Origin of the sequence: Filifactor alocis ATCC 35896 (genome assembly GCF_000163895.2) — a bacterium.
In the GTDB taxonomy this organism is placed as follows: domain Bacteria; phylum Bacillota; class Clostridia; order Peptostreptococcales; family Filifactoraceae; genus Filifactor; species Filifactor alocis.
The window spans coordinates 1,304,544-1,325,088 of the sequence record NC_016630.1; the positions used below are offsets into that span (position 1 = coordinate 1,304,544).

Annotated in this window: 16 protein-coding genes and 1 other annotated feature; of the genes, 3 read left to right on the forward strand and 13 right to left on the reverse strand. The window is 35.8% G+C overall.

Annotation, left to right across the window (positions count from 1 at the left end):
• Positions 1 to 284: 284 nt before the first annotated feature.
• The 4 genes from HMPREF0389_RS05735 to HMPREF0389_RS05750 all read right to left on the reverse strand — a co-directional run bounded on the left by HMPREF0389_RS05735 (position 285) and on the right by HMPREF0389_RS05750 (position 5,370).
• Positions 285 to 794 (reverse strand): cysteine hydrolase family protein, encoded by a 510-nt coding sequence (locus tag HMPREF0389_RS05735; RefSeq protein WP_322785209.1) that lies wholly within the window; start codon positions 792 to 794, stop codon positions 285 to 287.
• A 429-nt stretch (positions 795 to 1,223) separates the two neighbouring features.
• The gene (gene ppdK / locus HMPREF0389_RS05740; protein WP_014262683.1) at positions 1,224 to 3,845 is read right to left on the reverse strand and encodes a pyruvate, phosphate dikinase; all 2,622 of its coding nucleotides are present in this window, start codon (positions 3,843 to 3,845) and stop codon (positions 1,224 to 1,226) included.
• A gap of 31 nt (positions 3,846 to 3,876) precedes the next feature.
• On the reverse strand, positions 3,877 to 4,698 hold the full coding sequence (locus HMPREF0389_RS05745; protein ID WP_014262684.1) for a pyruvate, water dikinase regulatory protein: 822 nt from the start codon (positions 4,696 to 4,698) through the stop codon (positions 3,877 to 3,879).
• A gap of 36 nt (positions 4,699 to 4,734) precedes the next feature.
• Positions 4,735 to 5,370, reverse strand: a complete 636-nt coding sequence (locus tag HMPREF0389_RS05750) for a helix-turn-helix transcriptional regulator (protein ID WP_156775295.1) — start codon at positions 5,368 to 5,370, stop codon at positions 4,735 to 4,737.
• Positions 5,371 to 5,805: 435 nt separating this feature from the next.
• Positions 5,806 to 6,153, forward strand: a binding site (T-box leader).
• Between the two features lie 155 nt (positions 6,154 to 6,308).
• On the opposite strand from HMPREF0389_RS05750, the gene HMPREF0389_RS05755 reads away from it, so the two are divergent.
• The 3 genes from HMPREF0389_RS05755 (at position 6,309) to HMPREF0389_RS05765 (ending at position 9,849) form a co-directional block, all read left to right on the forward strand.
• Positions 6,309 to 7,376 carry a pyridoxal-phosphate-dependent aminotransferase family protein gene (locus HMPREF0389_RS05755; RefSeq protein ID WP_014262687.1) on the forward strand — a complete coding sequence of 356 codons (1,068 nt, stop codon included), beginning with the start codon at positions 6,309 to 6,311 and terminating at the stop codon, positions 7,374 to 7,376.
• 279 nt (positions 7,377 to 7,655) lie between these two features.
• A complete protein-coding gene (locus tag HMPREF0389_RS05760) occupies positions 7,656 to 8,567 on the forward strand; it encodes a D-2-hydroxyacid dehydrogenase (RefSeq protein ID WP_014262688.1) in 912 nt (303 codons plus the stop codon).
• A gap of 40 nt (positions 8,568 to 8,607) precedes the next feature.
• Positions 8,608 to 9,849: a DUF1015 domain-containing protein gene (locus HMPREF0389_RS05765; RefSeq protein WP_014262689.1), complete on the forward strand. Its 1,242-nt coding sequence runs from the start codon at positions 8,608 to 8,610 to the stop codon at positions 9,847 to 9,849.
• A 408-nt stretch (positions 9,850 to 10,257) separates the two neighbouring features.
• Here HMPREF0389_RS05765 and tnpA read toward each other — a convergent pair whose 3' ends face one another.
• From tnpA to HMPREF0389_RS05810, 9 genes are all read right to left on the reverse strand, one after another.
• On the reverse strand, positions 10,258 to 10,728 hold the full coding sequence (gene tnpA, locus HMPREF0389_RS05770; protein ID WP_014261821.1) for an IS200/IS605 family transposase: 471 nt from the start codon (positions 10,726 to 10,728) through the stop codon (positions 10,258 to 10,260).
• Positions 10,729 to 10,998: 270 nt separating this feature from the next.
• Positions 10,999 to 11,529 (reverse strand): DUF4342 domain-containing protein, encoded by a 531-nt coding sequence (locus HMPREF0389_RS05775; protein ID WP_014262690.1) that lies wholly within the window; start codon positions 11,527 to 11,529, stop codon positions 10,999 to 11,001.
• Positions 11,530 to 11,611: 82 nt separating this feature from the next.
• Positions 11,612 to 12,373 carry a DNA repair protein RecO gene (recO, locus tag HMPREF0389_RS05780; RefSeq protein WP_014262691.1) on the reverse strand — a complete coding sequence of 254 codons (762 nt, stop codon included), beginning with the start codon at positions 12,371 to 12,373 and terminating at the stop codon, positions 11,612 to 11,614.
• A gap of 18 nt (positions 12,374 to 12,391) precedes the next feature.
• Positions 12,392 to 13,297 carry a GTPase Era gene (gene era / locus HMPREF0389_RS05785; protein ID WP_014262692.1) on the reverse strand — a complete coding sequence of 302 codons (906 nt, stop codon included), beginning with the start codon at positions 13,295 to 13,297 and terminating at the stop codon, positions 12,392 to 12,394.
• Positions 13,298 to 13,418: 121 nt separating this feature from the next.
• Positions 13,419 to 13,907, reverse strand: coding sequence for an rRNA maturation RNase YbeY (gene ybeY, locus HMPREF0389_RS05790; RefSeq protein WP_014262693.1), 489 nt, complete (start codon positions 13,905 to 13,907; stop codon positions 13,419 to 13,421).
• On the reverse strand, positions 13,904 to 14,917 hold the full coding sequence (locus HMPREF0389_RS05795) for a PhoH family protein (RefSeq protein ID WP_041250826.1): 1,014 nt from the start codon (positions 14,915 to 14,917) through the stop codon (positions 13,904 to 13,906). The genes ybeY and HMPREF0389_RS05795 overlap by 4 nt, the downstream gene beginning before the upstream one ends.
• Positions 14,918 to 14,953: 36 nt before the next feature.
• The gene (rph, locus tag HMPREF0389_RS05800; protein ID WP_014262695.1) at positions 14,954 to 16,369 is read right to left on the reverse strand and encodes a ribonuclease PH; all 1,416 of its coding nucleotides are present in this window, start codon (positions 16,367 to 16,369) and stop codon (positions 14,954 to 14,956) included.
• A 663-nt stretch (positions 16,370 to 17,032) separates the two neighbouring features.
• Positions 17,033 to 18,802: an N-acetylmuramoyl-L-alanine amidase gene (locus tag HMPREF0389_RS08760; RefSeq protein WP_049770206.1), complete on the reverse strand. Its 1,770-nt coding sequence runs from the start codon at positions 18,800 to 18,802 to the stop codon at positions 17,033 to 17,035.
• A 529-nt stretch (positions 18,803 to 19,331) separates the two neighbouring features.
• Positions 19,332 to 20,534 carry a trans-sulfuration enzyme family protein gene (locus HMPREF0389_RS05810; protein ID WP_014262697.1) on the reverse strand — a complete coding sequence of 401 codons (1,203 nt, stop codon included), beginning with the start codon at positions 20,532 to 20,534 and terminating at the stop codon, positions 19,332 to 19,334.
• Positions 20,535 to 20,545: the final 11 nt, after the last annotated feature.

Here is a 20,545-nt window from a genome sequence, read left to right on the forward strand (position 1 = left end):
ATAATGCTTCTGCATACTGTAATCATATTGCATTGAATCATATTCATATTCCAATCAAACCTATCGAACAAAAAATCTTTATATCAAAAATATAGTCTCCCTTTAGAAATATTCCAATTATAATCCTACTACAATTTCAATTTTTTATTTCAGAAATGATAATTTTTGATATTTCTCAACTTTTGATCTAATCACCACCATCAACAATATTGAAGGGTACAGGTATAAACATTTGTCGTCTTCCTGATTGCCCGTTAGATAAAAAAACTGACAACATATCAAAACTATATCACTTCAATCTGACACATTTTCATGGTTTCCAACGCACTTTGATGTGTTTGCGGAGTAACTCCGGCACACCCCTTACTATCTACAATGATTGGTAGTTCCGGAAAATGTGCTTTTAACAAAATCGCATTTGACACAACACAAATATCGGTACAGATTCCTACAAACTCAACACTTTCAACTGTTTTACCAAGCACTGAAATGTAGTCCACCAAATCGGTAGAACCGAATCCTATTTTCTCAAAAATTTTACTGTTTTCACGATAGATACCTTCTCTGAGCTGCCAACCTTGAGAACCTTTCAGACAATGCTTCACCGGAAGTTTGTTCCCTTCTTGTGTCAACAAATAGTTTTCATCATGAGTATCCATCGTATATACTACTTCTCCAAGAAAATTTTCAACTTTTTCTCTTACATACGGAATGATTTCAACTGCTTCTTTGGTTCCCAATGCACCATCCACAAAATCATTCTGAACATCCACAACAACTAATAATTTCATCATATCCACCGATCCTTCCAACACACCCAGTCAACTTACTGCATGTTACATTATATCAAACCTACCACAAAAAGATACCAAAAAATTCTATTAATTACAAGTTTCATAAATATAACAACCTGACATTGTTGCTACTGTATTTTCTGAACTGATTGCAATATAACGTCAAATTATCCTTACTCTTGTATTACCTGTACAATTGTCTATTATGATTGCCCTCTGTCATCATATTCATTACCATTCGTTGCTTGATAACTGCACCACTCTGTGGGGTTATTTCAATAAATCAACTATCGCATAACATATGATTTCACATTCAAATTTATAACCATTCAATCTGTTTTCGTATTGTAAAAAACAGCGTATAATCTTCTTACACGCTGTTTTTTACTTAAAATACTACTTCATTTTTATTCTGATTTCCAAACCTTACTATTTTGATTTCACAACCGCTTGTGCAGCTGCAAGTTTTGCAATCGGTACACGGTATGGTGAACAAGATACATAATCCAATCCGATACTATGGCAGAATTCTACAGAAGACGGTTCTCCACCATGTTCTCCGCAAATTCCCAAATGGATGTCAGGTCTTGTTTCTTTTCCAAGTTTTACAGCAATTTTCATCAATTTTCCGATTCCGTCTTGGTCAATCGCTTCAAACGGACTTACTTCCAGGATTTCATTTGCTTCATATTCTCCTAAGAATTTTCCTGCATCGTCTCTTGAGAATCCAAATCCCATTTGTGTCAAGTCATTTGTTCCAAAGCTGAAGAATTCCGCTTCTCTTGCAATTTCATCTGCTGTAATTGCAGCTCTTGGAATTTCAATCATTGTTCCGATTAAATACTTGATTGTTTTCCCTTTTTCTGCAAATACTTTTTCTATTTCATCAACAATGTGAGATTTTACAAATTTCAATTCTTTTTCGCTACCAATCAAAGGAACCATGATTTCCGGTACTAAATCGTAGTCTTTTTTGGAACTTACTTCCAATGCCGCTTCGATAATTGCTCTTGCTTGCATACGATAGATTTCCGGATAAGTTACAGCCAAACGACAACCTCTGTGTCCAAGCATCGGGTTAACTTCATGTAAGGAATTTACAACATCTCTCAATTCATCAAAGGTAATTCCCATACTGTCTGCCAATTCTTGGATGTCTTCTTTTGTTGTAGGTAAGAATTCATGTAGAGGCGGATCAAGAAGACGAACTGTAACAGCTCTTTGTTCCATCACTTCATAGATTCCGATGAAGTCTTCTCTTTGTAAAGGAAGTAATTCATCCAACGCTTTTTGTCTCATTTCCGCTGTTTTTGCCAAAATCATTCTTCTTACTTTCGGAATACGGTCTTCATTGAAGAACATATGCTCTGTTCTACAAAGTCCGATTCCTTCTGCTCCAAAGTCAATTGCAGTTTTTGCATCTCTTGGAGTATCCGCATTGGTTCTTACTCCTAAACGCTTGATTTCATCAATATATCCCATTAATTTCTTGAAGTTTCCGGTCAATTCTGCATTTACTTTTTTCACATCTCCCAAGTAAACTTCTCCTGTACTTCCGTTTAAGGAAATAACATCTCCTTCATGGATTTCCTTATCAGCATATTTCAACACTTTGGATTCTTCGTCTACACGAATTTCTTGGCATCCCGCTACACAGCATTTTCCCATTCCACGAGCAACAACTGCCGCGTGAGAAGTCATACCGCCTCTTGCAGTTAAAATACCTTCTGCACTGTTCATTCCTTCGATGTCTTCAGGAGATGTTTCTTGGCGAACAAGAATACATTGTTCTCCTCTTTCTTTTGCAGCAACAACATCTTCCGCATAGAAATATACCTTTCCGGATGCAGCTCCAGGAGATGCAGGCAATCCTTTTGCAATTCTCACTGCTTTTTTCAATTCTTTTTCATCAAAATTCGGATGTAGGATATTATCCAATTGAGCAGGTTCAATTCTCATTACTGCCTCTTCTTTTGTAATCAGTCCTTCTTCCACCAAATCAACTGCAACATTGATTGCAGCTTTTGCTGTTCTCTTTCCGTTTCTTGTTTGTAAGAAGAACAGTTTTTCATTTTGAATTGTGAACTCGATATCTTGCATATCACGGTAATGTTGTTCCAATTTTTTTGCAGAACTGATGAATTCGTCATAGATTGCAGGCATTACAGTTTTTAATTCATCAATTGATTTTGGAGTACGAATCCCTGCAACAACATCTTCCCCTTGTGCGTTCATCAAAAATTCCCCAAAAATTTTGTTTGTTCCGTCAGCAGGGTTTCTGGAGAATGCAACTCCTGTACCGCTGTCATTTCCCATATTACCGAATACCATGGACTGTACGTTTACAGCAGTTCCCAAATCATGTGCAATTCCGTTTAAATTACGGTATGTGATTGCTCTTGCATTGTTCCAAGAAGAGAATACTGCTTTTACCGCAAGATACAATTGTTTCATCGGATCTTGAGGAAACTCTTCTTTCATTTCTTCTAAGTAAATCATTTTATATTTTTCGATAATGTCTTTCAAATCTTCTGCTGTCAATTCAGGATCTTCTTTGTATCCTTTTTCCTCTTTTTTTCCGTCCAACACATAGTCAAATCTTGATTTGGAAATTCCCATCGCAACATCTGAAAACATTTGAATAAATCTACGGTAACTGTCATAAGCAAATCTTTCATTATCTGTAGATTTTGCAAGTCCTACAACAGTTTCATCATTCAAACCGAGATTCAAGATAGTATCCATCATTCCCGGCATAGAAATCACCGCACCTGAACGAACGGAGAACAATAACGGTTGATCTTTGTCAGCAAATTTTTTGCCTAATTGTTGTTCTACCAATGTTACATTCTTTTTAATTTCTTCCATCAATTCATCGGAAATTTCTTTGTTTTGATTGTAGAATTCAATACACGCTTCTGTTGTAATCGTAAATCCCGGAGGTACGCTCAATCCCAAGTTAGTCATTTCTGCAAGATTCGCACCTTTTCCTCCAAGAAGGCTCTTCATATCTTTTGTTCCTTCTTGAAAACTGTAAACATACTTTTTCATCTGTTTTTTCCTCCTAAAAACTTATACTCAATTAAATATTATAAATATTGATTCCATTCTTTTTCATGATATTTAAGATAATATCTGCTGTCTCTTCAATCGCCTTATCTGCAACATTGATAATCGGGCAACCGATGCGTTTCATAATCTTCTCAGCATAGTCAATCTCTTCCAGAATACGATTCATATCAGAATACTTATTTCCTCGTGCTAATCCCAATGATTTTAATCTTTCCTCGCGAATTTGATTCAATTTTTCCGGAGAATTGGTCAATCCAATCACTCGAATTGACGGAACTTGAAATACTTCTTCCGGAACAATAGACTCGGGTACCAAAGGAATATTTGCCACTTTAATATTTTTATTTGCCAAATACATGGACAGAGGTGTCTTAGATGTTCTGGATATCCCAAGGAGTACCAAATCCGCTTTCAACACTCCTCTTGGATCTTTTCCGTCATCATATTTTACCGCAAACTCTATCGACTCTACCCTCTTATAATATGTGTCATTGATTTGTCGAATGACACCGGGCTCTCTCTTTGGAGTTTGCTTTGTCATATCGGAAATCATAGCCAATGTACTTCCAAGGATATCTACTGTTTTTAATTGATGTGTTTTTTGAAACTCTCCAATTACACAAAGCAACTCTGTCTCGACCAATGTATGGATAATCATTGCATCTGCTTCACATGCCAAGGTCAAAATTTCTCTTAATGCATCCTCTTTCAACACATAAGAAAATCTTCTAATCTCGTAGTCATTCATATCAAATTGAGAAATTGCCGCTTTCAAAACTTGTGCCGCAGTCTCACCAAGTGAATCTGATATAATAAAAAATGTTTTTTTCATGTCTTTTCCTCATACTCAAAACTTTTCAACCAAGATTTAGTTTTCCAATACTTCCATTAACAATCTGGTAATATTTGTTTTAGAAAATTTTCCGATTACTTTCAGTTTCTTCTCATCTCCGTCTACAATTTCCACCACCGGAATACTGTCTACTTCATGAATCAGTATCTTATGCACTGCCAATGCGATATTTTCACTCGCTTCAGAATACACAATGTTTGGCATTCTCGTCATCGCCATTCCGACCGGCAACTTCTCAATATCCATTCCGCCAACAGAACATTTCAGCAAGTCTTTTCTTGAAATAACTCCGCTTAACAGTCCGTTATTCACAATAAATAAACTCCCGACATCTTCCCAAAACATATGTACTATTGCCGAATGAATAGATTCTTCCTCATCAATAGTAACCGGAACGCTCATTGCATCTCGAACTGTTTTATCTTTGATTTCTTTTAAGGATAACCCGATTCCTGTGATATCCCCATAAAAATAACCCACCTTCGGTCTTGCATAAAGCACTTTACTCATTGTCAAAATAGAAAGATCCGGTCTTAAAGTAGCTCTTGTTAAATTTAAATGTTTTGCAATGTCTTCACTCGTGATGGGTTCATTGTTTTTTACAATGTCAATAATTTTTAATTGTCTTTCGGTTAGTTCTATTTGAATCACCTCCATTTTTGAATATAACGTATATAATTTATAGTATGTCATATTAAACAAAATGTCAATCTTTTTATGATAAAAAAAGGAAAAAACTCTTGAGATTTTGAATTTTAAATAGATACTTTTTGGATAAAATATTATGGCAAATTTCAAAAGTTGTTATTTAATAAATGCATTGTTTTTCGTTTATACATAAAACTCTTGATTTTTCTTTCGAATTTTATCTATTATCTTTGGTTTATTATACGAAATTCTGATATTCAAAAAATTTTTCAAAAATATTTTTGTATCTATCTTGCATACATTTGTATTCCTTGAAAAACCTTTTCTGTCGCTGTTTTATCGTTTTTTGCAGATGCTGTTTTCTAAATTTTTTCAAAATTAAAAAGATTTTTGCTATTGACAAAATTTTGTTTCGTGATAGAATAGATTTCAAATTATTTTTTGGCTATGACGAAAAGCAGTAAAAACAAAGTTCTTTTCAGAAAGCAGATGGTTGATGTGAATTTGCATGAATTTGTTTTGAATCCGTTTCCGAGCTGATTTGAAGAAAAATTTTTTGAGAGAATTTCTTTCACTGTGTAGGAGTTGTATCTGTCGAAGACGTTCTCACAATATCAATGTTGTATTGGATGTTGTGTATTTCATGAAAGTCAGGTCGATTTGATAAAAACTGCTCCCTCTCAAAAATAAAGTATTTAAGTCCGGATAATCTCGTTATCGATTTTGAGCGAACGGTTTTTGCCGTTAAGTCGGGTGGCACCGCGGAGTTGTATCTTCGTCCCTTTCTTTACCGTATAAGGTATGAGATTGATACGAAGATTTTTTATTTGTCGCAAAGAGGTGCTTGGTTTCGATTCATTAAGACGATTGTTTTTATCACGCTTATTTGTATTGACAGCACAAAAATTAAAATAAATTTATTCAAAAAGGAGAGATTGATTATGAAATTATTTATTCCGGGTCCTGTGACCGTACAGCCTGATGTTCTTGAAAAAATGACAACACAGATGATAGGACATCGCAGTAATGACGCTTCTGTATTACAGGAACGCATTTCCGATAATATGCGTCGATTATGGAACACTTCTGAAATGATTTTACTTTCAACCTCATCCGGAAGCGGTCTGATGGAAGCTGCTGTAAGAAGTTGTACGGCAAAAAAGGCAGCGATTTTTTCCGTCGGAGCGTTTGGCAAAAGATGGTATGATATGGCAGTCAGAAACAATGTTCCTGCAGATTTATACGCTTCTGAATGGGGCGAAATCACAACACCGGAAGAAGTAGATAAGGTTCTTAAAACGGGAAAATACGATTTGGTCACAATTACTCACAACGAAACTTCCACCGGTGTCACCAATCCTATTACAGAAATTGCAGAGGTCATCAAAAAATATCCCGATGTAATCTTTTGTGCCGATACGGTAAGCTCATCAGCGGGAGTAAAATTTGATGTGGATGTACTCGGAATCGATATTATTATCACTTCCAGTCAAAAATGCTTAGGTCTTCCACCGGGAATTGCCATTTGCAATTTTTCTCAAAAAGCTGTAGAACGTGCAAAAAAGGTGGAAAACAGAGGTTTTTATCTTGACTTGCTCAGCTTATACAACTATATCTTGAAAAAAAATTACCAGTATCCTTCTACTCCGGTTTTGCCTTTGATGTTTGGATTGGATTACAAACTGGAACAAATTTTAAACGTGGAAGGTGCAGAAAACAGATACGAACGTCATAAAAAAATGGCAGAGCGTGTCAGAGATTGGGCGCAAAACAACTTTGAATTATTTGCAAAAGAAGGATATGCTTCCGATACAGTAACCGCTATTACCAACACAAGAGGAATTGATGTAAAAGCATTGAATAAGGAACTTGGCAAACGCGGAATGCAAATTTCAAACGGATACGGTGATTTGAAGGACAAAACTTTCCGTATTGCTCATATGGCAGATACCCAAATGGAAGATATTGAGGAATTGCTCCGAAATATTGACGATATTTTGAATTTGTAAAAAGCAATAAGCCTATTGTAGCTATGTTAGGGAATCTGTTAATACAATACACCCTTTTACATGAGAAGAAACATATGATGATAGATGCTGTACAATCTGTTTACAAATGTGCAATCACACAGCTCTCATCAAGGATTGATTCTCCGACATTTTATTTGATTTTTATCATCATGAAATTGTTTACTCTGAAAAAATAACAGAAAAATTATCGACTTGTTTTTCGGCAAATGATGAGATATAACTTTTTATTACAAATATTAATGATACGAGGAGGACACTATGAAACTACTGAACGTTTTAGCAAATGACGGTATTGATAAGGAGGTCTTTGAGATACTGAAAAATCAGCAAATCAATATTGATACCACACATTACGAAAAAGAAGAATTACTTCATAAGATAAATGATTTTGATATATTGGTGGTGCGTTCCGCCACCAAAGTAGACAAAGAATTGATTGATGCCATGGCGAAAGGAAAAACAAAACTTATTATTCGTGCCGGTGTCGGTTTGGATAATATTGATACCGCTTATGCCGCAGAAAAGAACATTGCCGTAAAAAATACACCAAACTCCAGTGCAAATGCAGTAGCTGAACTTGTGCTCGGACAGATGTTTAACTTAGCGCGTTTTTTGAACCTTGCCAACATTACCATGAAACAGGGAGAATGGAACAAAAAAGCTTATACCGGCATGGAATTGGAAGGTAAAACACTCGGTATTGTCGGATTTGGACGTATCGGACAAACGCTTGCAAAAAAAGCATTGGCACTTGGGATGAATGTAATCTACTTTGATCTTTATCCGGCAAATTTGGAGAACTGCACTTCCCTTTCTTTGAAAGAAGTACTAAAAAATGCAGATTTTATCTCACTTCACACAACTGCAACGGAAAAACCGGTTATCAATCAAGAGACATTGAATTATCTGAAGCCTTCCGCTTTCCTTATCAATGCGTCCAGAGGAAATGTGATTGATGAAAAAGCGCTGTTGAAAGCACTCAATGAACAGAGAATTGCAGGTGCGGCACTGGATGTTTTTGTAAACGAACCGACACCAAATGAAGAATTATGTCTTCATCCTCTCTGCTCCGTAACACCTCATATCGGTGCAGCAACCGCAGAGGCACAAAATCGAATCGGAAAAGAAGTATTACAGCATATTTTGGATTACTTGAAAGGAAACAAATAACGCATTTCTCGGCAAATACAAATAACAAAAGGAGATTATTATGATTACAATAAACCCGTTTCGCGCAGTGCGTCCGAAAGAAACCTTGGTAAAAGAAGTAACCTGTCCGCCTTATGATGTGTTGGAAGGAGAAAAACTGAACAAACTTGCCGAACTTCCCGAAAATTTTGTTCATATTATACGAAGTGAAGTTGACTTTCCCACTACGCAAGATCCGTACTCTCATGTTGTATATGCAAAAGCAAAAGAAAATCTCGACAAATTTCAAAGTTTGGGGATTTTAACAGAAGACGACAAACCGTGTTTCTATCTGTATCGTCAAATCCGAAAAGGAAAGATACAAAACGGAATCGTTGCCTGTGCAAGCACAAAAGACTACACAGAAGGTCGAATTAAACGACACGAACTGACACGGACAGATAAAGAAAAAGATCGCATTGCTCATTTTTCGGCTTGCGAAGCTCATACAGAGCCGGTATTTTTGTTTTACAAACAACAAAATGTTTTAAAAGAGTTTATACAACAGTTTGTAGAAAAAAATAAACCTATCTATGACTTTTTCAGCTCTGACGGCGTGCAACAAATTCTATGGAAAATTGACAAAATGGAGGATATTTCGTTTTTAAGGAATGTGTTTGAAAAAACAAACTCTCTCTACATTGCAGACGGTCATCACAGAACCGCCTCATCCGTAAAGGTCGGTGAATTAAAATTAAAAGAATATGCAGAACAAGAAGGTGATTCTCGGAATATGCGAGAGTTTAATCGTTTTTTATCCGTAATATTTCCGGATGAAGAACTTCTTATTCTCCCTTACAATCGAGTGATAAAAGACTTGAACAATCTGACAGAAGAAGAATTTTTGCAAAGACTTAAAGAGCATTTTGATGTAGAAGAACTGGAACAGGTAAAAGAACCTGACAAAAAAGGCACCTATGTCATGCTTCTTCACGAAAAAACATATCGTCTGAAATGGAAAGAAAAACTTCCTCAAAATATTGTGGATGCCTTGGATGTTTCCATTTTACAAAATTATGTACTGAGTCCGTTGCTTGGTATTCAAGACCCACGAACCGACAAACGCATTGCCTTTTATGGAGGAGATAATATGCTAAACGATATCCGAGAACGCTTGCATACCGATATGGAAGTCGCATTTTTGTTATATCCTACTCAAATTCAAGAAATTATAGAAGTCAGTGATAACAACGCAATTATGCCGCCGAAATCTACATGGTTTGAGCCTAAGCTTATCAGCGGACTGTTTCTTCATAAGATGTAATTTTTTGTACCACACACATAAGCTTTCGGCGTAAATTTCCATGTATGGTATAACATCTTATTTGATACTGCGATTGATTGAACAAGACTTCATCGCTCTGTTCCTGTTACTTCGTGGGGAATAAACCTAATACGATACATTATTTCAAAATGTAGACATAATGTAAGAGAATAAATTATGATGATATCAAAAAAGCAAATTCTTATGATACTTTTAATCAGTAATTAGCCTAAAAGTAAAATTCAGATTTATGGAATTGTTATCAAATTTTAATATCATCAACTTTATTTATCATAAGAAAATAAATATCCACCGGCATAGCCGGTGGTTTTTCATTTTCGGGCATAGCCCTATCTTAACTGGCAGCACACACGTGTGCTTTTTATTGGCCTGCCAGCCATGCATTTTTTATTTGCTACCCGTAAACGGGTCTCTCGGATCAAATATACTTAATTGATCACTTTCTCTATCTACTTTCAATTGATTTGATATATATTCCTGTATTGCTTTTGTATTTTTACCTACGGTATCTACGTAATATCCTTTACACCAAAACTCTCTGTTTCTATATGCAAACTTCATGTTTCCATATTTTTGAAATATCATTAGACTGCTTTTTCCTTTCAGATATCCCATGAAACTCGATACACTTATTTTTGGTGGTATACTAAGTAATAGATGTATATGATCGGGACAAACTTCTCCTTCTATTATTTCAACTCCTTTCCACTGACATAATGTTCTTATTATATCTCTTATCGCTTCCTTTTTTTCTCCATAAAAGACTTTTCTTCTATATTTTGGTGCAAATACTACATGGTACTTACAATTCCATTTGGTATGTGCTAAACTGTTATTGACATTATTTTGTTGAGACATTTTAATGTTCCTCCTAATCTATTCTGTTTTTCATCAGCTGGCAGGCTTTTATACAGTTTAGCACATTAGGAGGTTTTTTTTCACCGCTTAAGCTTTTTTGAACCACGCGACTATCGCGTGGTTTTCTTTATACAAGAAGAACCGTCCAAAAATCTTTATGTTTTTCAGACGGTTCTTCCTTTTTTATCTTAATCTATGCTATTTCTTCTCCGTTTTTTCTTTGATTTCTTCTTTGATGTCCTCTGCAATATCTTCTAAATCTTCTTTCACTTACTCTTCAGTTTCTTTGATATCATCTACAACCTCTTCCGCATCCACTACAATATCATCTTCACGGAAAGGTGATTCGTTTTTCTTTTTAGAAACAGTACTTTTAAACTTGTTAAACTGCGCCTCCGTCATTTCATTCAAATTATATTCTTTGTCTTCTTTTGTTTGAATAATGATGTCGTACTTATTCAATGCAGCTAAAGAAGCTCCGATTAAAGAAATATACGGTGCAAAAAACACTCCAACAGCTCCAATATAAATCGGTAAGTCTAAAATAACTTTTTCTTCACTTCTAATAATCACACGTGTAATATTGCCCTTTTTGATTAAATCTTTCAAAACTCCCATGATTGTTTCTTTTTTATCATTGATATTGGAGCTCATATTATCAGCAAATCCTTTTTTTGTTGTTTCTAAATAAATAATCGCTTCTAATACATCTCCTTCTACTTCTTCCAAAGCAGCTCGTGCTTCTTCATAAGTAACTCCTGTACGCTCTACTACTTGATCAATTTTCTCTAATGTAACCATAACAGCCTCCTTATTTTTTAACACAATCTATATCAAGATAACAGCATCTTAATATTCTCACAAAACAGCATTATTGTTTATGCTATGGTGCAATATGACGAACAAAATCAACTGACTTTAGCTGCAATTCGCCCAAATGCACACTGTAGTACTGCCTTACAAATCGGTCCAACTCTTTTAATATCACGGAAGAAATTTCTGCCTGCATGACTTGTTGCAAACTCTCTCTCATCATAAAATCCAACAATTGGTATGTTGTATTGTCGTATTGAGTATAAAAGATGTTGTGACCTTCCGTTTCCGACTTGCAATGATAACAATAAACACCCCCATCCTCTACTTGAAAATAAAAGGGAATACTATTATCTCTAATGATACCACATTTTAGACATTTTGAAACCTGCGGTTGATATCCACAGAATCGAAGTGCTTTGCACTCAAAATACAATTTCACCAACTCATATTTTTCTATATCTTTCAACGCGTATAAAGACTCTAACAACGCCTGTAACAGTCGATGATTGGTTTGATTCTCGACAAGAAGTTTTTCAGACAACTCTACAAAATAGTATGCAAGAAACGTTTTGTCAATGTCTTCAGTCAAAAAATAAAAGTTTTCTTTGCACTCAAATGAACTTAATTGCAACATCTTTCCCTGTGTTCTCAATACAAAGTTTCCGTAAGCAAAGGATTGTGACACTGCCATAGAACTGTGATTCATCTTTCGTACATTTTTTGCATATACGGTAACCTTGCCCATCTTTTTGGAAAACAATGTGAGAATTGCGTCTGAATCTTTGTATTTAACTGATTTTAGTACAATTCCTTCCGTATTGATATACATTCTGTTCTTCCTTATATCCTAAATTTCCTTTTCATCAAAACCGAAGTTTCTAATGTAATTTTCATTATCTCTCCAATTTTCTTTCACCTTCAACCACAAAGAAAGATTGACTTGTTTTTCCAGCATTGCTTCCAATTCTTTTCTCGCTGCCATACCAATACCTTTTATTTTTCTTCCGTCTTTTCCAATCAGTATTTTTTTATGACTGCTTCTTTCACAGAAAATCAAGGCGTCGATATCTACAATTTCTTTGTCTTCTCTTTCCTTCAATCGCTCAATCTGTACCATTGTTCCATGAGGAATTTCTTCATCCGTATAGAGAAGTATCTTTTCTCTGATAATTTCCGATATCATCACTTTCAAGGTTTGATCTGTTGCTACATCATCCGGGTAGAATTTCGGTCCATAAGTCAAATACTTTTGAAGTGTCGGAACAATGGAATCCATATTATCCCCTTTTAATGCGGAAACAGGAATAATTTCATCAAAAATCCCCAAGGCATCATACATGGAAATAATTTTCAGCGCCTCTTCCTTTGGGATCTGATCCATTTTATTGATTACTAAAATTTTAGTATTGGAAGTATGTTTCAATTGTTCCATAATGTTTTTGTCCATTCTTCCGATGTACGAAGAGGTATCTACCACACACATGATCAAATCGGTATCTTTCATTGTAGAAGTCGAAGCCTTCAACATATATTTTCCCAATTTATTGCGTGGATTTTGCATTCCCGGAGTATCCAAAAATACAATTTGACAATCCTCATCATTGTAGATTCCACTAATTCTATTTCTTGTCGTCTGCGGCTTGTTGCTAACGATGGAAACTTTTTCTCCGATAATCCAATTCAATATGGTAGATTTCCCGACATTCGGTCTACCGATAATACTTACAAAACCTGATTTATGTTGATTGTTCATCTCTATCCTTTCTTATTATGTTCATGAAACAATGCCCTTGCAACCAAAGGTTGAATAAAAATATCTGCATTGTGTTTTTTTTCTACAATTTCTAATGATTCCACATTTATGATTCTTCTTCCTATTCCTCACGCAGAATATGAAAATGCGACAATACCTGTTCTTCCCTTGTTCTCATCATTTGTTTCTCTTCTTCTTCCATATGGTCATACCCCAATAGATGGAAGATAGAGTGTGTCACAAGATAACAAATTTCTCTTTTTAAACTATGTCCATACTCTTTCGCTTGTTCTACCGCTCTATCATAGCAGAGTACAATATCTCCGATATTGACCTCATAGTCTTCATATTCTTTCTTTTCTTCTATCTCATCAAGTTCCTCTCTCTCATACATCGGAAAAGAAAGAACATCCGTGATTCGGTCAATCTGACGAAAGTTCGCATTCAGCTCTCTGATTTGATCTGCGCTTACCACACTCAAGGATACCTCATAATCTCCTGTCAAATGTTCCGTTTCCATTGCATACTCAATGATATCCGACAATGTTTTTTGAAAGACAGGATTGATATCCGACTCATAGTCTTCTATTTCCCACAAGATTCGAATCATTTTTTGCTCGCTTTCTTCTGTTCTTTCTTATACAACTCTTTTTTCTCATGCTTTTCGTATGCCTTGATAATCCTCTGCACCAATTCATGACGCACCACATCTTTTTCGTCCAAAAAGTTCATTCCGATTCCTTTGACATTCTCCAAAATCTTCAAAGAGTGCATCAAACCGCTCTGTCTCCCTTGCGGTAAATCAATTTGTGTCACATCTCCCGTCACCACCGCTTTCGAACCGAACCCCAATCTTGTCAAAAACATCTTCATCTGCTCTTTTGTGGTATTTTGCGCCTCATCTAAGATAATGAACGAATTGTCCAATGTTCTTCCTCTCATAAATGCCAAAGGCGCTACTTCAATAATGCCTCTCTCCAAGAGTTTCAAAAACTTTTCCGAACCCATAATATCAAACAACGCATCATATAGCGGTCTTAGGTAAGGATCCACCTTGTCTTTCAAATCTCCCGGTAAAAATCCCAAACTTTCTCCCGCTTCTACCGCAGGGCGTGTTAATATAATTCGCGAAACTTCTTCTCTCTTAAATGCTCGTACAGCCATCGCCACTGCCAAATAAGTTTTTCCTGTTCCCGCGGGTCCCACACACATCGTGATATCTTGTTTATCAATATTATCGACATACTTCTTTTGTCCAACGGTTTTAGGTTTGATAATATTTCCTTTTGCCGATAATATAATTTGTTCCGTGCATACATCAGACAGGCGTTCCGGTGAATTTTCTTCAATGGTTCCAATTGTATAATTAATCTTTTGAGTATCGATATCTTCCCCGTTATCTACCAATTTACTTAATTCTTCCAGCAAGTTGTATGCCTTCTTTACCTTATCTTCTTCTCCGACAAGGACAATGTTGTCAGAACGCAACAAAATATCAATTCCATAAAATTCTTCTATTCGTTTTATATTTCGGTCAAAATTCCCAAATAATTCTTCTTGAAATCTCGTATTTTCTGTATCAAATTTTAATTCTATGTTCAAACTCAACAAGTCCCCCATTCCAACTTAATCTCTCTATCTTGCACTTACGATTTATTATCTAAAATACTTTTCATAGAAATGATTCATATTTTTTAAGGCTCTTGCACGATGGCTCACTCTATTCTTTTCGTCCTGAGTCATCTCTGCATAAGTCTTATCTGTTCCATCTACCAAAAAGAGCGGATCGTATCCGAATCCATGTTCTCCACGATATTCAAATCCTATCCTTCCCATTGTAATTCCCTTGAATGTCTTTTCCAATCCATTCGGAAATACGACAGCTATCACACATACAAACTTTGCCAATCTCAGAGATTCTTCATAGTCTTTCATCCTATCCAACAACTTTTCGTTATTTGCATGGTCATCAGTCGGCTCGCCTGCAAATCGAGCCGAATAAATTCCCGGCTGTCCCTTCAAAATATCTACAGATAATCCGGAATCATCTGCAATTGCAATCTTACCGGTGCGTTTTGCAATCTCCCTTGCCTTAATCAACGCATTTTCTTCAAAAGAATCCCCGTCTTCTACAATTTCGATTCCTTTCAACCCTACATCATCCAAAGATAAAATTTCTACAGACTTCAAACGAATTAACTTTTGTAGCTCCTCTACTTTATGTGGATTCGAAGTCGCAAGAACAAAATCGTACTTCTGAGAATCATTCTTTTCATAACTTGACAAAAAGTCTTTGATTTCTTTTTCTTCTATATTTTTTTCTATCGGTTCTTCCTCAAAAGGAATTCCCTCAATGAGAGAAACAATTTGTTTTCCAAGCGCAGTTTTTTGAAGTTCGATAATTTCTTTACATCCAATTTCCGCCAAGGTTAACAAAGAATCCAGCTGTTGTCTTCGGAACGCAACTCCTTCTGCCGTTCCCTGCAACTCAACATACTCCAAGTTTTCATTCATCACAACATTCAAATCAACATCTGCCTTGGAATCAAATTCATAGTTCAAGTCTAATATGTTTTTTCCATTTACAATCCCAACACTCACTGCACTGATATAATGAGAAATCGGAAATTCCTCTATCATTTTTTTGTCATACAACTGTTTACATGCTATTGCCATTGCAACAAAAGAGCCGGAAATAGAAGCTGTTCTCGTTCCTCCGTCTGCCTGAATGACATCACAGTCAATCCAAATCGTACGTTCTCCAAGCAAGTCAAAATCAATTGCATTTCGAAGACTTCTTCCAATCAACCTCTGAATCTCTTGTCCGCGACCATCTACTTTTCCTCGGGAAGAGTCTCTCTTTTTTCTTTGTTCGGTAGAGCGAGGTAGCATTGCATACTCCGCACTGACCCAACCTTTTCCGGTTCCTTTCAAAAAAGCCGGAACTTTTTCTTCCACACTCGCCGTACAAATTACTCTCGTATCTCCAAAACTGACCAATACGCTTCCTTCCGCATACTTGTTGATTCCTGTTTCTATGTTGATATCTCTAAGCTGAATGCTACTCTTCACTCTTTTTCCTCCAATATCTTAATTTAATGCCGAATAAAACTTTTTACCAAAGTTATTTTCCCATATTTTAATCCAATATTCTTTTGGTTAGATTCCAGATAAAATGTTATTTTCTCATTCCAATTATTATACCACAACTTCTAAATGTATTTTATCCACTTTTATTCATTAACACCATTATAACATCATTTGTTTCATAACTATATTGTTTTTGTATGATTCTTTTCTATTATTCAAAATTCTCATTCTGTCTGCTTTTATTTTGTTCTGTTACTATGTGTTTCACTTGCTCTATGGTGTAATTTCAAACTACTGTTCCTATTTTATATCATTCCGGCAGCTATTCAACATGTTTTAATACTGAAACTCAATAGAATGATTTCATTATTTCCCGGAAAATAAAGTGTTTCAGACACTTGAAAAAGTTATGGGCAATCTCCGCAAAAGTGTAAATAAACTGATTCATGAAACAATCAAAAGTATAACTATTGGTTCAATCGTTTCATCGGGTTTTAGTATAAATAGCGAACTGTTAGAGAGGGCATTGATTTCAAATTCAAGTTTATCACAATTCAATCGGATTTTATTATTATCACAAAAAATCGTAACTACGAAAAGACACCTCTTCATAGCTACGATTTTTCAAAAAGGAACATTCGCTCCCTATCTTCCAAAATATTCGTTGACCGCCTCTACAATCGCATCACTCATCAGTTTTTGATAAGAAGGATCGCTGATTTTGCTCACTTCATCCAAATTTGTCATAAAACCGAGTTCCAGCAAAACTCCCGGCATATTTGTCTTGCGAACCACAAGTAATCTTGTATTTTTAATTCCTCTATCCTTCGCACCTGTTGCTTGAATCAATTTGCGTTGTACAATTTCTGCGAAACGCTTACTGTCCTGAGAATTGTAGTAATGGGTTTCAATCCCTTTTGCGGATACATTAGATTCTCCTGAATTATGATGAATACTGATGAACAAATCACTATCCGTTTGATTTGCCAAGTTTGCGCGCTCATCCAAAGTAGGATATACATCTGTGTCTCTACTTGTAATTACCTCATACCCTGCAGAACGAAGTGCCGGCACTAAGAAAGAAGACACCTCTAAATTCAAATCTTTTTCTCGATATCCGTTCTTTACCGCTCCGCTATCCTTTCCGCCATGTCCGGGATCAATGCTGATAATCGGAGTAGTGTGACTATTCTTAATTAACTTCAAGGTAAATGTTCCGCTGCTTCCCGAATTTGTTACCTCATAAGACACCCTGTCTTTCAAATCTATTTGGAATTGATAAGAATTGCCTTTGTCCAATACTCTGATGCCGTTCAACAATCTGTCATCCGATTTTCCCACGGTATCCACCGGCACCCCATTCAAAGAAGACTTATCCACAGAAAATACAATCTGACTTCCCGACTTATTTACCGAAATATTTTTCCCTCTTGTCAAAGGTAAGCTGAACACAGCACTGCTTTTATCTTTTTCATAAGAGTATGTTGAAGAAGTCACAACTTTTTCTTTGTATTGAATCAAAATTTCACGATTCTTTTTGTTGACTGTGACTTGATTCATATCAACAGATGATTTCACTACAACTTCCATTCGATTGACATTTCCGACAGAATCATATTCTATCTTAATATCATCAATTAAATTGGTCTTTCTATACTGCATATTCAACGGTTTCAACGAAGCAAAAGAAACTGAAATTCGATTTTCCGTTACCGATACATCATAATTTACCGTATCTCCCATTTGAATTGCCAAAGATTCTGTATCGTTATCTTGATTTTGAACCAATGACACCGTTTTTTGTTTTTCCTGATTCGGCGTTGACGGTTTCATCGGCTCGGTTGGCGGAATCGGCTGTATCTCGATCGGTTTTACCCCGACTCCTCTTCCGTTTTCCATATCCATCTCCTCCTCAAAAAGGTTTGAACCTGTTCCTTCCGAAAAAGATGTCAAATATAATATTTTATTGCTGCCGTCATACTTATAATCCAAATCAAATTCTTTAATCGCAAAACTGAGCGGAATCAAAGAACGGTTATTTACAATTTGAACTTTTGTACCTTTATCGAAAGACACCTTCTTATTATTTTTATAATAAAAAGTATTTCCCTTTTTCATACGAATCGTTACATTATTTCTTGTGATTCGTATTTCTTCCGCTTTTTTGTTCCACTTTACATTTGCATTTACAAGTCCCTTCAAATCCTGCACTGCAACATAGACACGATTGTTGATATTCAGAGGAGAAATTTCTTCACTAAAATATTCCGTTCCATCCAAAAATATCCTGTTTTTCGGCAAGTTGGTGCTTTTTCCGTTCAATGTATAGTTATCCGCAAAAACAGTCCCACACAATGTAGTCATACAAAAAAATGATACCGTCAGCATCAAGATATAAGTTTTCTTAAGTTTCATCACTATATTCTTCTCCCTCGTTTGGATTTCACAATTCCATGTTCTATACAAGTTTTTAAATTTTTCTATCACTCGATTCAATTTCACTCTTAGAATATCAGTCTGATTCATATTATTCAACCAATCTTGTTATATTGTAATTTTTTTGTAATTGAGCTTACAAAATAACTACACTATTCATACAATAAAACTCATTTAAAAACATCTCTATATAATGTTTGCTGATAATATGTCCATGTATTTTTGCTAAAATCATCCGTTTCAAAATAAAATACACTTCGCACCGGATTCGTGTAATTGGATATCACTTCTTGCTTTGAATAATGTACTGTCATTTTTTATTTCCAAATTTTCAATTCTTTTATCTATTTACTTCGTATGGTAAGTTATACCTTCCTCTCATGATGAAAGAAGTATACCCTACAACCCGTCGGACATTTTTATATAGTGAATTATAATTACCCTTATTATATATTGGCGCAATAAAAAATGAGCATAGCTTTTTGATATGCTCATCTTCTTGATTCTGTTAAATTTGTTCAAATGCTTCATAAAAATCTATAATGATATCTTTGCTATCTTCCAAACCTACCGCAACTCGTACCATATCATCCGATAAGCCGAATTCTTCCAAACTTTCTTTGTCATAATCACGGTGTGTCATACTTGCCGGATGTTCCACCAAGGTCTCCGCATCTCCAAGGCTCACTGCCAATTTGCACATCTTAAACTTTGTCAACAGCTCTTTTGCTTTTTCTGCTCCGCCTTTTACTGTGAAGCTAATGATTGCTCCATAACCCATCATTTGTTCGTTTGCAATTTCATGTCCTTCATGATCACTCAATCCCGGATAACACACATGCTCCACCTTGTCATGTTCCTGCAAATAATTTGCCAACAACATTGCATTTTCAGCATGTTTTTCCATCCTAATGCCCAATGTTTTCATTCCCCTTAACAATAACCAGCTATTGAAAGGGGATAGCGGACTTCCAAGCTCACACATAAAACCGTAACGCAACTTATTAATATATTGCTGATCCTTTGATACAGCAACACCGGCAACCACATCTCCGTGTCCGCTCAGAAACTTTGTCGCCGAATGAACAACGACCTTTGCCCCCAACAACAACGGTTTTTGCCAGTAGGGCGTTGCAAAAGTATTATCTACTACAACAGGAATTTCCTTCTTATTGGCAATATCACAAACAGCTCGAATATTGGTGATGCACAAGCTCGGATTGGACGGTGTCTCCAAATAAATCAGCTTTGTCTTGTCAGTAATTGCATCCTCTATTTGCTTCAAATCTCTTGTATCGACAAAGGAAACTGTAATTCCGTAACGAGATAAAAAATGTTTCATAAATCCATAACAAGAACCGTACAAAAATTTTCCGGCAATCACATGATCGCCCTGTTTTACAAAAGAAAGCACAGTTGCGGAAATCGCTCCCATTCCGGAAGAAAAAGCAACCGAATCCACTCCGCCTTCCAATACCGCAACTTTTTTCTCAAATAGTTCGGTAGACGGATTTCTCCCTCTTGTATATACAAATCCCTCTCTTTCTCCTCTGAAGATTTCATCCGCTTCCTCTACGGAATGAAATGCAAAAGAAGATGTCATAAAGATAGGCGGATTCAAAGAATGATATGGATTTTCAGCAACATATCCGTCATGGATGGACTTTGTTTGAAAACCTTTTATCTTCTTAAAATCTTGAAAGTTACTCACACTTACTCCCC